The sequence below is a fragment of the Saccharopolyspora sp. NPDC050389 genome (assembly GCF_040655595.1).
GTDB lineage: Bacteria > Actinomycetota > Actinomycetes > Mycobacteriales > Pseudonocardiaceae > Saccharopolyspora.
The window spans coordinates 1-14,073 of the sequence record NZ_JBFAKG010000158.1 but is presented as its reverse complement, the minus strand read 5'-3'; the positions used below and the strand labels follow the sequence as shown (position 1 = coordinate 14,073).

Annotated in this window: 12 protein-coding genes; 7 read left to right on the top strand and 5 right to left on the bottom strand. The window is 67.4% G+C overall.

Features of this window, described 5'->3' with window-relative positions; translation table 11 throughout:
* Positions 1–76: 76 nt before the first annotated feature.
* Positions 77–784: a helix-turn-helix transcriptional regulator gene (locus tag AB0I53_RS47340; RefSeq protein WP_358617174.1), complete on the bottom strand. Its 708-nt coding sequence runs from the start codon at positions 782–784 to the stop codon at positions 77–79.
* A gap of 189 nt (positions 785–973) precedes the next feature.
* Between AB0I53_RS47340 and AB0I53_RS47335 the strand changes: the two genes are divergently transcribed.
* Positions 974–1,258: a hypothetical protein gene (locus AB0I53_RS47335; protein ID WP_358617172.1), complete on the top strand. Its 285-nt coding sequence runs from the start codon at positions 974–976 to the stop codon at positions 1,256–1,258.
* Between the two features lie 57 nt (positions 1,259–1,315).
* Here AB0I53_RS47335 and AB0I53_RS47330 read toward each other — a convergent pair whose 3' ends face one another.
* Positions 1,316–1,462 carry a hypothetical protein gene (locus AB0I53_RS47330; RefSeq protein WP_358617169.1) on the bottom strand — a complete coding sequence of 49 codons (147 nt, stop codon included), beginning with the start codon at positions 1,460–1,462 and terminating at the stop codon, positions 1,316–1,318.
* Between the two features lie 141 nt (positions 1,463–1,603).
* On the opposite strand from AB0I53_RS47330, the gene AB0I53_RS47325 reads away from it, so the two are divergent.
* Entirely contained in the window at positions 1,604–4,246 is a 2,643-nt protein-coding gene (locus AB0I53_RS47325; protein WP_358617167.1) for a hypothetical protein, read from the top strand.
* A 229-nt stretch (positions 4,247–4,475) separates the two neighbouring features.
* Here the strand turns inward: AB0I53_RS47325 and AB0I53_RS47320 are convergent, their stop codons facing one another.
* Positions 4,476–5,618 carry an acyl-CoA dehydrogenase family protein gene (locus AB0I53_RS47320; protein ID WP_358617165.1) on the bottom strand — a complete coding sequence of 381 codons (1,143 nt, stop codon included), beginning with the start codon at positions 5,616–5,618 and terminating at the stop codon, positions 4,476–4,478.
* 706 nt (positions 5,619–6,324) lie between these two features.
* On the opposite strand from AB0I53_RS47320, the gene AB0I53_RS47315 reads away from it, so the two are divergent.
* The 4 genes from AB0I53_RS47315 (at position 6,325) to AB0I53_RS47300 (ending at position 9,938) form a co-directional block, all read left to right on the top strand.
* A complete protein-coding gene (locus tag AB0I53_RS47315) occupies positions 6,325–7,152 on the top strand; it encodes an AfsR/SARP family transcriptional regulator (protein ID WP_358617163.1) in 828 nt (275 codons plus the stop codon).
* Between the two features lie 28 nt (positions 7,153–7,180).
* Positions 7,181–8,122, top strand: coding sequence for an MBL fold metallo-hydrolase (locus AB0I53_RS47310; protein ID WP_358617161.1), 942 nt, complete (start codon positions 7,181–7,183; stop codon positions 8,120–8,122).
* A gap of 45 nt (positions 8,123–8,167) precedes the next feature.
* Positions 8,168–8,599, top strand: a complete 432-nt coding sequence (locus AB0I53_RS47305) for a nuclear transport factor 2 family protein (protein ID WP_358617159.1) — start codon at positions 8,168–8,170, stop codon at positions 8,597–8,599.
* Between the two features lie 349 nt (positions 8,600–8,948).
* Entirely contained in the window at positions 8,949–9,938 is a 990-nt protein-coding gene (locus AB0I53_RS47300; protein WP_358617157.1) for a nitroreductase/quinone reductase family protein, read from the top strand.
* Between the two features lie 54 nt (positions 9,939–9,992).
* Here AB0I53_RS47300 and AB0I53_RS47295 read toward each other — a convergent pair whose 3' ends face one another.
* Together AB0I53_RS47295 and AB0I53_RS47290 are read right to left on the bottom strand one after the other, a co-directional pair.
* Positions 9,993–11,213 carry a nucleotide disphospho-sugar-binding domain-containing protein gene (locus AB0I53_RS47295; RefSeq protein WP_358617155.1) on the bottom strand — a complete coding sequence of 407 codons (1,221 nt, stop codon included), beginning with the start codon at positions 11,211–11,213 and terminating at the stop codon, positions 9,993–9,995.
* Between the two features lie 26 nt (positions 11,214–11,239).
* Entirely contained in the window at positions 11,240–12,382 is a 1,143-nt protein-coding gene (locus AB0I53_RS47290) for a serine hydrolase domain-containing protein (protein ID WP_358617153.1), read from the bottom strand.
* A 246-nt stretch (positions 12,383–12,628) separates the two neighbouring features.
* Here AB0I53_RS47290 and AB0I53_RS47285 point away from each other — a divergent pair, with 246 nt between their 5' ends.
* Positions 12,629–13,987: an NDP-hexose 2,3-dehydratase family protein gene (locus AB0I53_RS47285; protein WP_358617151.1), complete on the top strand. Its 1,359-nt coding sequence runs from the start codon at positions 12,629–12,631 to the stop codon at positions 13,985–13,987.
* Positions 13,988–14,073: the final 86 nt, after the last annotated feature.

Here is a 14,073-nt window from a genome sequence, read left to right as displayed (position 1 = left end):
CCTCACCATGACCCACTGAACGCCGACCGCCACCTCACGGCCTGCGCTTCCCTTGCACACCACCAATATTTGATCATTACGGGACAGGTTTTAGCCGGAAGCACAGCCGGTTCTCGAACAGGCGTGGTGTGGCGTGGTCGCGAATGGCGTCGTGGTAACAGCGGTACCGGGTGTCGATGCTGGCCAGAGGGCGGACTGGGGCGCTTTCGGGTTCGCCCCCGGTGATTGCGGGCTCGGCGGTCGCAGAATCCAATGTCAGTGTGATCTCATCCAGAGGGACAGGCTCGGCGGGCAGCCAGCCGGGTGAGCTGATGACTCCGGTGTTCTCAAGTCCCGGGAGCCGGTGGTCGCGGTACAAAGACTCGGCGAGCACTGCGAGGTCGCGACGATGCCTGTCCAACGCCGAACGGATCTGACGCCATTCGTCCTGGTCACGTTCTACGTGCGGCTCAGTAGCCGCAGGTGTCGTGGCAAACGTGAGCGGTGCGGCCATGGGCACAGTCTGCTCGTGCTCGGATTGGACTGGACGCGGCTTGCGGAACCCGAGTTCATCCGCTGCGCAGTCGAACAGTTGCGCAAGAAGCCGACGGTAGAAAGGTTGTGGCCACACGACTTCACCACGTTCCCATCGACCAATGGTCTTGCGGGTGATCTGCGGGTAATTGCGGTACCGAGTGGCGGCGAGATTGGTCAGCTCGTCAGCCAGATCTTGCTGGGACAGCCCGGCGCGCTCGCGCAGGCCGATCAGCACGGTGTTTGGCATGCGGGCCTCGTCCCGGGACATGGGACCAACGATAGGGCTTGTGGTGCGTGCAGACCGGGAATGTCCCTCCAAAGTCCCCGATCTGGCCCAACTGTGGGCGCTTGGTGTGGTCGCTTTCGTCCTTGCTGGCTGGTGAACTCATCGCGGATACGTCCGAACAGGGTTCCCATGACCGAACCAACGTCAGTTTCACGGCTTCGAGGAGGCAGGATGAGTGACACCGGACCCAACACCTGGGCGCCGGAGCCCGACGAATACGCCTTGGTGCAAGACGAAATCCGCTGTGGGCCGAAGCTTTTCGCGTTGTGCGAGCTGGACCGTGACGAGACCGACTGGGAACTCGCCGAGGGGCGGGTGCTCGCCTGGGGCCTGGCTTTCTCCGATCATGCGGAACTTGTCAGCACGGACGGCCGAGGCCGTGGCAGCTTCCAATCCCCCGACCGTGCTGCCGAGATCTTCGCCCGCACAGCCGAAGTCCGTCTCGTCTACCCCTGACGTGGACGCCCAGGGTGTGAGTGCGTAACCGAGCTCCAGCCCGGTCACGCACTCACGTCACGCGTAAAGAGATTCAGGCGCGACGTTCGGGCCGGTGGCCCAGTCGGTGGGTTGGTCGGCGAGGCGGTGGCTGATCGTGCTGCCCGCCCGCAACCGCTCCAGGTCCACCGACACCTGCTCGTGCGGCGTGCCGGAGATGCTCACTCGTCGATGTATTGCAGCGCGAACCAGAACGCACGCAACGAGACTAGTGCCGCCAATACGCTGACCCCGAGGCAGATCCTGAACGCGACAGGGCAACGCTGCGCTATCTTCCCCGCACGATGCGTCGAGCGAGAGGCGACCATGACCGCCGAGACACCTGGCGGCGAGCCGTCGAAGGAGGCGTTTTCGCCTGCAGAAAGCCGCCTTCGGGCTGCCTTCGAACGGCGTGAACCGATCCAACTCGAAGGCGAGACCGTACGAGCGGAGATCATCGCAGAGCTCGTCACCTCCGCTCCGGACGAAGGGCGGCGCCGCTCGCTGGAGTTGACAGGTGCGCGCGTCGTCGGCGATCTAGATCTGTCCGATTGCGCCGTTCATGTCCCTATCGCCCTACAAGACTGCCGATTCGACGGTGAGGTTCTGCTCAGCGACACCCGCGCCGCCCGGATCCACCTGGAGGACTGCGAGGTCGGCGCGATCCACGCTGCCCGTCTCCGTTGCGAGGGACCCCTGTGGCTGTGTGGTTTGCGCGAAGTTGTGTTCGTCGACCTCGAAGACGCGCGGATCGCGGGTGATCTCGTCATGGTGGGGAGCCGAATTCACAACGACGACAACGCCGTGAATCTCATGGGCGCGCAGATCGACGGCGACCTCATCGCATCGGGGATAGACCTGGCGGGCACTCTCTTCATGGCGGGTGCTGTCGTGACGGGGTTCTTCGCCCTCGATGAGGCGAAGCTGAGCAACCCAGGCGGGATGACGGTCTTCGCCAAAGTCGCCAGCATTGGGCGTGACGTGTTCGCGGAGTCCATGCACAGCGACGGCGAACTTCACTTCACCGGCGCGCGTGTCGGGGGCGAATTCCAGCTCACGAAGGCGGAGATCAAGGAACCCGGCGACCGCGCGCTCACCCTGCTTTTAGCCGAGGTCCGCGGATCCGTGTACGCGTGGGACGGGTTCTGCTGTGAAGGGAGTCTGGACATCCGCCACGCCACGGTCTCCGGGCAGCTGCGGTTCGACGAAGCCAAGATCTCCCAGCCGTCGGAAATCGCGATCTTTCTCGACTGGTCGGAGGTTGCGGGTGGAGTCGAGGCGCTGGGACGTGTCGAAGTCACAGGGGCGGTCAACCTCGTCGGCACCCGCATCGGTGGTGCCTTCCGTTTTTGCAACGCTGAAGTCCACGGGCGAAGTGATTTCGCCATCAACGCGTTCGGCGCCTCGTTCGGCACCGGATTCCGGCTGGAGAGCGGAACCCGCGTTACAGAGAAGGTGTCGCTGGCCAACTGCACCATCAGCGGTGATGTCATTCTCGACAAGATCGACGCCGTCGCGGTCGACCTGGCCAAGTGCACGGTCAGCGGCCACGTTTCGTTCACTGCGGGGAAGTTGACGAACTCCGGCGCGACGGTACTGAACATCGGGAACTGCGACATCTCCGGTGATGTGTTCCTCGACGAGATGCACGTGGTCGGCGGGCTGCGGATGACCGGCAACAAGGTGGGCGGTGACCTGGATCTGCAGGGTTCGTCGCTGACCGGCCCGGGGCGGGGCGAGTACGTCGGCTACTTCGCCGACACGACGGTCGGGGGCACCCTCTGGGCCAACGACGGGTTCAAGTGCTCCGGTGCGCTGAGGATGGTCAACCTGGTCGCCTCGTTCGTCACCTTCCGCGGTGCCGAGTTGATCGCACCTGGCGATGTTGCGCTGAACTGCTCGAACCTGACCCTGGATAACCTGGTGCTGGCCGACGTCACCGTTGACGGGGGCGTTGCGGTCGTGTCTTCCGCGATCGGCCACGTCCTGCGGTTCACGTCCGCCTCCGTGACCGGTGGTGCGCGGAGGACCGATCCGGAGGAAGTCGGCTCGTTCTCCCTGGACCTGGTCGGGACGACGGTCGGCCGCCGATTGAACCTGACCGAGAGCCGGTTCGATCACAAGGTCATCTTGACCGATGCCAGCGTTGGTCAGGACATCCGGCTCGACGACGCCGTTCTGGGAGGCACCGGTGGCTGCGCGCTGGACGGTGCGCGGTTGACGGCCGCGGTGCTTCGGCTGCTGCCGGCAGCGGTTCCCAACGGTTCTGTGCACCTTGCCAACGCCCAGGTCGAGCTGCTTCTCGATCGCGCCGACGCGTGGCCGCGCGGCACCGAAATCGACCTCGCAGGGTTCGCCTACGCCCGCCTCGGGAGTGGAATGACGCTGCACGAACGGCTTGCCTGGTTGGAGGCTGCCACGCCGCAACTTGAGCCTGGCCCGTACGAGAAGTTGGCCACCTGCCTGACTGCCGCGGGCAACGACGACGACGCGCGGATGGTCCGTCTCGCCGCGATCCGCCGCTCGTACAAGGAGCGCGGGAGCCGGAAGCCCGCTCAGCGCTTGCTGCCTCGGCTGCTGGACTGGCTCGGCTATCTGTTCCGCCGGCTGTGGGGTGCGCTGCAAGATTCCGTCCTGGGCTACGGCTACCGGCCGATGCGAGCCGTGGTGCTATTCGTCGTCATGTGGTTGGCAGGTGGCGCTGCCTTCGCGTTGGGCAGTGGGCCGTGCCTGCGCTCCGGAATTCCGGAGCCGGGGCCTTGCCCGGTCAAGCTCGACGAGCATCCCACCTGGGATGCATTCCTCTACGCTCTGGATCTGTTGATTCCGCTGATCGACCTGGGACACGAGAAGGCTTGGGATGTCGTCGGGCCGTCCAAGGCCGTGATGTGGCTGTTGACCGTGTCCGGGTGGGTGCTGGCCACCGCGATCATCTCGGCGGCCAGTCGAACCCTCCGTCGGAACTGGTGATCAGCCCGCCGCGCAAGGAGAAGCGCGCACGGCATCCGGCCCGGTGGACCAGTCGGTGGGCCGGTCGGCGAGGCGGTGGTCGACCGTGTCGCCCCGACCGCAGCCGTTCCAGGTCCACCGCCACCGGCCGTGGGGCTAGGAGAAGATCACCGAAGAAGGCCGAGAGCAGTTGCGCGTCCTCGGTTTCACCGTCTGTTCGTCATCACCAGACCCGCCTTTCCACATTCGTTCAGGAGACGTCGAGGGTCCTGTTCGCGTACGCGGTCGCGGCGGGGCCGAACTGGAGGACCACGTGCCCGGCGGCCGAGTGGACGTCCCGCCAAAGTCGTTGCAGCGGGCTGTGCACGCTGTGGCCGCCGGTGCCCGATGCGCGGAACAGCCGATCCACCGCGCCGACGAGGAGATCCGCCACGAACGCGCAGTCGCGCTGGTTGCGGGCGGTTTCCGCAGGAGTGATCTCCGGCCCTAGATCGGCGACCGCGGCGACCCGCTCCAGCAGTAGCTGCGCGGCGTCGATCTCGCCGGAGGACCGGGCCAGCGTCTCCTCGTAGAACGCCCGGCCGGGGCCTGGGCCGGGCGCCTTCGCCGCGGCGCGGATCTTTTCCTCGGCGTACGCCGACCAATGCTGCAACGCGCCTCGCGCGGCCCCGAGGATGGGCAGGGTGAAGAAGAGCCCGTTCACCGCCGTCAGCGGCACCGCGTGGCAGCGGGAATCGAGCCCGGGCGCGCGACCTTCGTGCAGATTCCTGGCCGGCACGCTCAACGCCTCCGGCACGAAGACGTCCTCGGCGATCAGGGTGTTGCTCCCGGTCGCCCGCATCCCGATGTCCGCCCAGGTGTGCTCGATGCGGTACGCGGCGCGGGGAAGCGCGAACAGCCGCGGTTCCGGGCCGGCGTCGCCGGGCACCAGGCCGAGGACGAGCGCCCAGTCGGAGTGGTCGACGGCGCTGATGTAGGACCACACGCCGGACAGCCGCCACCCGTCGCCTTCCGGTTTCGCCTTGCCCCGGGGCGAAATCGCGCCGACCACCAGTGCGTCGGGCCCGTGCTGCCAGATCTCCTTGCGGCCTTCGGCCGGCAGATAGGAGGCCATTCTCGCCAGGCTCGCGGCGATCGAGGCGCACCACGCCGTCGCCGGGCATTGCTCGCCGATGGCGCGGACCGCGGCGCTCAACTCCGTGAAAGTGCCGTTGTTTCCGCCGTGTTCGGCCGGCACGAAATGGCGGGCGAATCCGGCGCTCACGACCGACTGCAGCACTTGCGGGTCCAGCAATCGGTTCTGTTCCGCGCGGTCGGCGTGCTGGGCCGCGAGCGCCGCGACTTCCTCCGCAGCGCGGGTCATCCCGGCGTTCGACGGGAATTGGTCGGGCATCGAGTCGCCTCCTTCGCTTGCCGCCGATATTGGGACGGATCGATCGCGCACAGCTGGAACGCCACTAGAGTCGATGCCGTCGGATTCAACTTTCGGAACTCGATGACATGCGAAAGTAGTAGAAAGCTGCGCCGAGCGGCCGCCACTGGCCGCAGCAGAGCTCGTCGCACCGCCTCTGACCTGGTTGTTACTGCTCGTTGTTGGCTTCCACTTGAGCCAGCCTTGAGGATCGCTTTGTCATCGACGACGCCCTCATGGTTTCACCCTGTAGTGTGAATTGCGATGATAGATTCGTGGTGTGACGGTCGTAACGAGCGAAAGGTCCAAGAGTATGCCGGCCGAGGCCTTTTGGGGGAAACAATGGGCCGTTTGGGGTATGCCGCGCCGCCGGATGACGGCTCACGTTTGGACTAGGGGACCAGGCGTGCAGGTGCACATGATCCCGTGAAATCTGGGTAAGAAACGGTTCGAGTGCCGCGCCAAATCCGTTGGCGACTTCTCGGCTGGTTGAATGCGGGAAAGGGGGGCTTCGCGCTGCGCTTTTCCGGTGTGGATAACGCCCGGAAGCGACGCGCGCGGAGCGCGGTCGGACAGGTCTGATTTCCGCTGATCGATGTGCGATCGGCGGGAAATGCCAGCCATTGCTGAGATGGTCGGTCCGAAAGTTCAGTACTTTATTCAGCTCTAGTCGGATAGGCGACTGAGAATGCAGTCATTAGAAATCAACGTGTTGGGACCGTTAACGGTTCGACTGGGGAGTGCCTCGATCGTACCCACGGCAGGAAAGCCAAGGCAAATCCTTGCGCTGCTGGCATTGCGGTGCGGTCGAGTGGTGCCTGTTTCGACCCTGATGGAAGAGGTCTGGGGAGACGCGATTCCGCGTAGCGGGGCGACCACGCTGCAGACCTACGTCCTGCAGTTGCGCCGGCTGATCGCCGAATCGCTGCCATCGGATTGCTCGTGGACGTCCAAGGATCTGCTCGCCACGAGCTACAACGGCTACCAGCTGACGGCGACGCCGTGTTCGTTCGACCTCGTCGAATTCGACCGGCTCGCGGTCAGCGGCGACGCGGCGCTGGAGAAGTGCGACCCGGCGGCCGCCTCGAAGTTCCTGACGCAGGCGATGGACCTGTGGCGCGGGCAGGCGCTGATGGACGTGCCGATGGGCCGGATGCTGGCGATGGAGGTCATCGGCATCGAGGAGGCCCGCTCGCGGGTGCACCAGCAGCGCATCATCGCCGACCTCTACCTCGGCAAGCACGCGATGCTCATACCCGAACTGCGCAAGCTGGTGGCGGAGAACCCCACCGACGAGAACATCTCCGCGCTGCTGATGATCGCCTTCCAGCGCTCGGGGTCGGCGCCGCGGGCGCTGCAGGTGTTCCGGGATCTGCGCCAGGCGCTGATCCGGGAGCTGGGCGTCGAACCGTCCGGCCGCCTGCAGAGGCTGCACCAGGCGTTGCTCTCCAACGCCGCTGACATCCCGCTGCGGTCGATCTTCGTGACCGAGCAGCGCCTGGCCGAGACGGTCTGAGATACCTAAAGATACCTGGGAGTTTGCCTTGTCAGCTTCAGCGACAACGACGGCCCGGCCCGAGCTGGCGGAGGTGGCCGACGGCGTCTTCGCCTACGTCCAGCCGGCCGGCGGCTGGTGCGTGAACAACGCCGGCGTCCTCGTCTCCGGTGGTTCGGCCGCGCTGGTGGACACCGTGGCGACCGAGGCCCGCGCCCGCCGACTGCGCGAACAGGTCCTCGCAGTCGCCGAGCGGCCCCCGTTCGCGGTGGTCAACACGCATTCGCACGGCGACCACACCTTCGGCAACTTCGTCTTCCCGGAGGCGGTGGTGTTCGCGCACCGGGAGACCCGCCGCGAGATGCGCCTGGCGGGCCTGCACCTCACCGAGCTGTGGCCGGAGGTGGAGTGGGGCGGCATCGAGCTGGCCCTGCCGACCGCGACCTACCAGGACGGCATGACGCTGCAGGTGGGTGAGCTCAGCGCCGAGCTCGTGCACGTCGGCCTGGCGCACAGCACCAACGACACCGTGGTGTGGGTGCCGGAGCGGCGCGTGCTGTTCACCGGCGACATCGTGATGTCCGGCGTGACCCCGTTCTGCCCGCTGGGCTCGGTTTCCGGCTCGCTGCGGGCGATCGAGCGGCTGCGCGCCTTCGAACCGGTCACCGTGATAGCCGGGCACGGCCCGGTCGGCGGCCCGGAGGTGCTGGACGGCACCGAGAAGTACCTGCGGTGGGTCCAGGAACTGGCCCGGGACGGCGTGGCCGCCGGGCTGACCCCGGCCGAGGTCGCGCGCGAGGCGGAGCTGGGCGAGTTCGCCGGGTTCCTGGAGCCGGAGCGGCTGATCCCGAACCTGCACCGGGCCTTCGCCGAGGAGCGGCTGACGACCCACGGCGAGGCGCTGGACATGGCCGCCGCCATCCAGGAGATGGGCGTCGTCTTCCAGGAGATGGTCGAGTACCACGGCGGAGCGCTGGTCTGCCACGCCTGAATCTCCTTGCCCCAGAACGAAGAAGTCTTTTCGGAGGAATCACCGATGACCAGCACGGCCACCGTCACCGAGCTCTACGCAGCCGTCCAGCTGCATTACGCCCGCCAGGTCCAGCTGCTCGACGGCTGCCGGTTCGAGGAGTACGCCGGGACGTTCACCGCCGACGGCGAGTTCCAGCACACGCCCGGGCAGCCTGCCGCCCACGGCCACGACGGGATCACGGCCGAACTCACGCGGTTCAACAAACGGTTCGAGAACGACCCGGTGCAACGGCGGCACTGGTTCAACATGATCGACGTGCGGCCGCGGGAGGACGGCTTATTAGATACGACCTTCTACGCTCTGGTCCTCACCACGAGGCCGGGTGTGAAGGAGCCCGTGGTCGGCCCCAGCTGCCTGGTGCGCGACGTGCTGGTGCTCGAAGACGGTGAGCTGCGCAACCGCTCCCGCCAGGTGCACCACGACCAGATGAGCTGATCCGCCGGTTCGCGTCGAAGCCCCGGAAACCGTTGCAGCGGAACGGTTTCCGGGGCTTCTTCTGGTTCGCCTGGGAACGGTCGCCCGGGTGCCCGGCCTTGCGACCGCGGATGGCTCCTGCTAATCTTCCGGTGCGCCCCGGATGGGCCTACGCATGGAGGTAGCGGCTTCTAAGCCACCTTTGAGTTGCGACACGATTCTGCGTGTCTCACACCTGGTTTCGTCTTATTGCGGTGAATCGCCTGCGGTATGACGTCTCTCTTCAGCGTTCTGGCCTGCGGGGCTCTTTTCGTGTCGGCTCTTGGTGGTGCTCGTCCTCCGATCAACTGATCAACTTGGGAAGGACTGCATGACCGACGAACAGACCGACGACTACGCCAACTTCGACGCCAACGCGTTCAACCGGCAGGTCGTCGAGGAATTCCGGCAGAACAACGGCAAGCTCAGCGGCTGGATGGAGGGCTGGTCGCTGGTCGTGCTGACCACGATCGGCGCCAAGACCGGCCGGCGCCGCGAGGGCCCGGTGGGCTACTTCGAGGTCGATGGGCAGTCACTGGTCGTCGCGTCGGCGATGGGTAGCCCGAAGAACCCGGCCTGGTACCATAACATCCGGAAGAACCCGCAGGTCACGGTCGAGACCGGCACCGAGACCTACGAGGCGATCGCGACCATCACGACCGGCGCCGAGCGCGATGCGCTGTTCGCCGGGGTCGTCGCGCAGGACGCGGGCATGGGCGAGTACCAGGAGAAGACCACCCGGGTGCTGCCGGTGGTGACCCTGCGCCGGATCGACGCCGAGCCGATCGCCGGGGCGGAACCGGCGGTGGAGTCCGCGGAGTCCACATCGGATTCCGGGGCCGACCGGGTGCGCGGGATGGGTGATTTCCTGGTGGAGGGCCACGATTGGATCCGGAAGGAACTAATCGAGCTCCGCGCCCAGGTGGACGAGATCATCGCGGGCGGTGCCGACGACGCCGCGCTGGAGCGTGCGAAGCCCAGCCTGGCGGAGCAGATGCGCACGCACTGCCTGGAGTTCTGCGCGGCCGTGAAGCAGCACCACATGGGCGAGGACATGGGCGCCTTCCCGATGCTGGCCCAGCAGTACCCCGAACTCGCCCCGGAGCTGGAGAAGCTGGGCGAGGAGCACAAGGTCGTGGCGCGGCTGCAGGACGAGATCCGGCAGCTCGTGGAGGGCTACGTGCCGGGCAAGAGCGACCCGGTGCAGCTGCGGGAGCGGCTGGAAGTCCTGGCGTCCGAACTCGAGGAGCACTTCGCCTACGAGGAGAAGACGGTCGTCGCCGCGCTCAACACGATGGGCCCGGCGCCGAACATCCCGTGAGCAAAGAAAGATCGCGGGTGGTTCCGAACCCGGAACCACCCGCGATCGGCTTCGTCAGCCGGCGATTTCCGCGGCGATGCGGTCGATGATCTCGGCCGGGCTCGGCTGGGCGGCCATCTCGGCGCGCACCTCCGCCGCTTCCTGGCGGAAGGATTCCTCGGCGAGCAGCCGCTCGGCGAGATCCCGGATGGCAGCGGGATCCAGTGTGGACGGATCGGCGGCCAGGCCGACCTTGCGGTCGACCACGCGCTGCGCGCACAGCTCGTTGTCCGCGCCGCCCGGCACGATCAGCTGAGGCACGCCGTAGTGCAGCGCGGAGGCCGTGGTGCCGGAGCCGCCGTGGTGCACGATCAACGCGCAATCCCGCAGAATCCCGGACAGCGGCACGAATCCCGCCGGGTGCACGTTCTCCGGCAGCGGCTCGAACTGCGACAGATCCGTCTCCGCGTCGGCGAGCACGATGTCGGCGTCCAGCTCGGCCAGCGCCTGGATCAGCGTGCCGAGCCCGCCGCCGCCCGGCAGCAGCGGCGCGACCGTGCCGAGCGTCAGGCAGATCCGCGGCCGCTGCGGGCGGCGCATCGCCCAGGATGGCAGCAGCGCGCCGCCGTTGAACGGGACGTACCGCATCGGCAGCCACGGCACGCCATCGACCGCGTCCGGCTCCTCGCCGGCCAGGCCGCCGAGGCTGGGCGCGCGCGGATCGATGCGCGCCAGCAGGTGCGGTTTCCGGTCGCTCAGGCCCAGTTCGTCGCGCAACGCCCGGACCACCGGGGCGTCGTCGGGCACGATTCCCATGCGCGCGTTGAGGTTCTTCGCATCCCGCAACGCCTCGTCGCGCATCGACCAGGACACCCGGTTGCCGACCTCCAAGGAGGCAACGCCCAGCGCGGTCGCGGCCAGCTTGCCTGCCGCGTGGTCCGAGCAGTAGACGACCAGGTCGGCGTCGAACTCGCGGCCGGCGGCGATGGTGCCGCCGGTCATGGCCAGCGTGAACAGCTCGAACGGCCGCATCCCGCGGACCAGGTCCCAGTAGCCCGGCGGGACGGCGTCGTCATCGGCACCGGCCTCGCCCGCCGCGCCGGCCACCAGGTCCTCCCCGACGTCCCGGGCGGGGAACACGTCGGTCACCGGCAGCCCGGACTCCGCCGCCACCTTGGTCATGTAGGCGGTGGTGGCCAGCAGCACCTCGTGGCCCGCCGCCCGCGCCGCCCACGCCAGGGGAACCAGCGGCAGCATCAGCCCGTAGCCGGGGGCCGCAGGGAACAGGATTCGCATATCCGTTTCCTTTCCAGCAGGGTCGATCAGCGGATCTTCTGGATGCTGCGGTAGGTGGCCTCGATGAGCCGGCGAATCCGCGGGTCCATGCTGCCCATCACCTCGGAACCGGCGTTCGGGATGTAGGCGAACGCGAGGTCGTGCGCCGGATCGGCGAACGCGAACACGCCGTTCGCGCCGCTGAAGCCGAAGGCGCTGCCCAGCCCCGCCGACGCCGGGAACACCGGGCTGTCGGGCACCTGCACGCCCAGCCCCCAGGTGCACGGCGAGAGCATGACGAGGCAATCGCCGGTGGAGTGCACCTCGCGCATCTGCTCGGTGATCTCCGGGCTGGTCAGCCGGAAGCAGTCGACCTCACCGATGAACGAGGCGAAGTACCTGGCCAGCGACTGCGCGCTGGCCAGCCCGCCGTAGGAGGGCTCCTCCACCGTCGGGTCGGCGGGATCCTGCGACATGCTGGCCATCGTGGCGCGGTAGGTCAGCGTGGCCGCGTCGCGCAGCTCCTCGATCTCGCCCGGATCGGCGCCGGCCATCAGTTCCTCGGCCTTGCACTCGATCATGGTGGCCAGGTGCGCCGTGTCCGGGTTGGGCAGGCCGATGTAGCAGTCCAGGCCCAGCGGGTTGGCGATCTCCTTGGCGAAGAACTGCCCGACGGTGAGCCCGGTGCGGCGCCGGATCAGCTCGCTGATCAGGTGCCCGTAGGTGGTGGCGTGGTACCCGTGCGCGGTGTCCGGTTCCCACTCCGGCCGGGCGGCCTGCAGCGCCGCCACGATCGGGGCGTGCGCCCGCAGCTTGTCGTTGGTGATCGGGTCGTGGTCCAGGCACACCACCCCGGAACGCTGGCTGAGCACCATGCGCAGCGTGATCTCGTGCTTGCCGCCTGCGGCGAACTCGGGCCAGTGCTCGGCGATCGGGGCGTCCAGGTCGAGCACCCCGCGGTCGACCAGCAGCAGCGCCGCGCCCGTGACCAACGACTTCGTCGGGGAGGCGAGCACGCCCAAGGTGTCCGCCCGCCACGGATCGGCCCGGTCCGCATCGGCGTACCCGCCCCACAGGTCCACCACCGGCCGGCCGCGGTGGTACACGCACACCGCGGCACCCACTTCCGCGCCGGTGGCGAAATTCGCCCGGAAAGCCAGGTTCACCTCGGCGAAGGGATGGGTGGCCACCCCTCCCCGCGGGAATTCGTTCACTGCGTCATACCCCCATGCCCGAGCTTGCTCATACTGCGATGATCCGGTTGCGACTCGGGACTCGCTCAAATCTGGGTACTGCGGCGCTCGCGACGAAAAGTAATGTGGCGCAAGAGGGTTAACCAACGGGCTGGTCTTCTGGCAGTCTCCTCGCCATGCGATTATGCGGAAAACCCTTGTTTCGCGGAGGATACGCGGTGTTCCCGCGCGGGTGGTGGCCGAATGTTCGCTGACACAGCCGATTTCCACGCCTGGTTCCAGGACCGGTGCCGCGCGCAGGACTACCGGACGAAGAAGGTGTCGCTGGACGAACTCGACGGCTGGCACACCGATCCGGACTCCGGGAACCTCGTGCACCGCACCGGGAAGTTCTTCACCATCGAAGGCCTGGACGTGAGCCGGTCCGGTCGCGAGGTCGAGGCCTGGCGTCAGCCGATCATCGTGCAGGCGGAGCAGGGCGTGCTCGGCATCCTGGTCAAGGAGTTCGGTGGTGTGCCGCACTGCCTGCTGCAGATCAAGATGGAGCCGGGCAACATCAACGGCTTCCAACTCTCGCCGACCGTGCAGGCCACGCGGAGCAACTTCACCGGCGTGCACGGCGGCAAGGCGGTGCCGTACCTGGAGTACTTCACCGCGCCGCGCCCCGGCCGGATCGTGTCCGACGTGCTGCAGTCGGAGCAGGCGTCCTGGTTCCTCGCCAAGCGCAACCGGAACATGATCGTGCAGGTCGAGGACGACGTCCCGGTGCTGGACGACTTCTGCTGGCTGAGCTTCGTGCAGATCGCCGAGCTGCTGCGGGTGCCGGATCTGATCAACATGGATACCCGCACCGTGCTCTCCGGCGCGGCGGTGCAACGCGTCCGCGGCACCGATCCGGCCGCCGACACCTTCCACGGCGCGCTGACCCGGTCCTGGGCGCGGGACGGTGCTTCGCTGCACGCCACGGTGGAACTGCTCAGCTGGTTCACCGAGGCGAAGGGCCGTTGCACGCTCACCCGGCAGCTGATCCCGCTGTCCAAAGTGGATGGCTGGTCCTGGCGGGACGGGACGATCTGCCACGACCGGGACCAGCACTTCGCGGTCATCGGCGTGGACGTGCAGGCCAGCAACCGCGAGGTGACCGGCTGGCAGCAGCCGATGTTCGAGCCGCGCAGCCGCGGCGTGATCGCCTTCCTCACCAGGCGCATCGACGGCGTGCTGCACCTGCTGGTGCAGGCGCGGACCGAGACCGGCGCGTTCGACGGCGTCGAGATGGCCCCGACGGTGCAGTGCCAGCCGGAGAACTACCGGTTCGTGCCCGCCGACCGCAAGCCGCTGTTCCTGGACGAGGTCCTCGGCGCGCGACCAGAGCGCATCCGGTTCGACAGCATCCACTCCGAGGAGGGCGGGCGCTTCTACCACGCGCAGAACCGCTACCTGCTGGTGGAGGTCGAGGACGACTTCCCGCTGGAGGTGCCGGAGAACTACACGTGGATCACGCTGCGCCAGCTCACCGAGTTCGTCCGTTACGGCAACCACCTCAACGTGGAGGCCCGGAGCCTGCTGACGTTTTTCCGCTTCTACCAGGAGGACGACCGATGACACCCCCTGTGTCAACCTCTAGATCAAGATCAGGCCGCGACCTGTTGTTCGGCGTCCGGTCGGGCGCCGCCGTGCAGGGCGGGGTC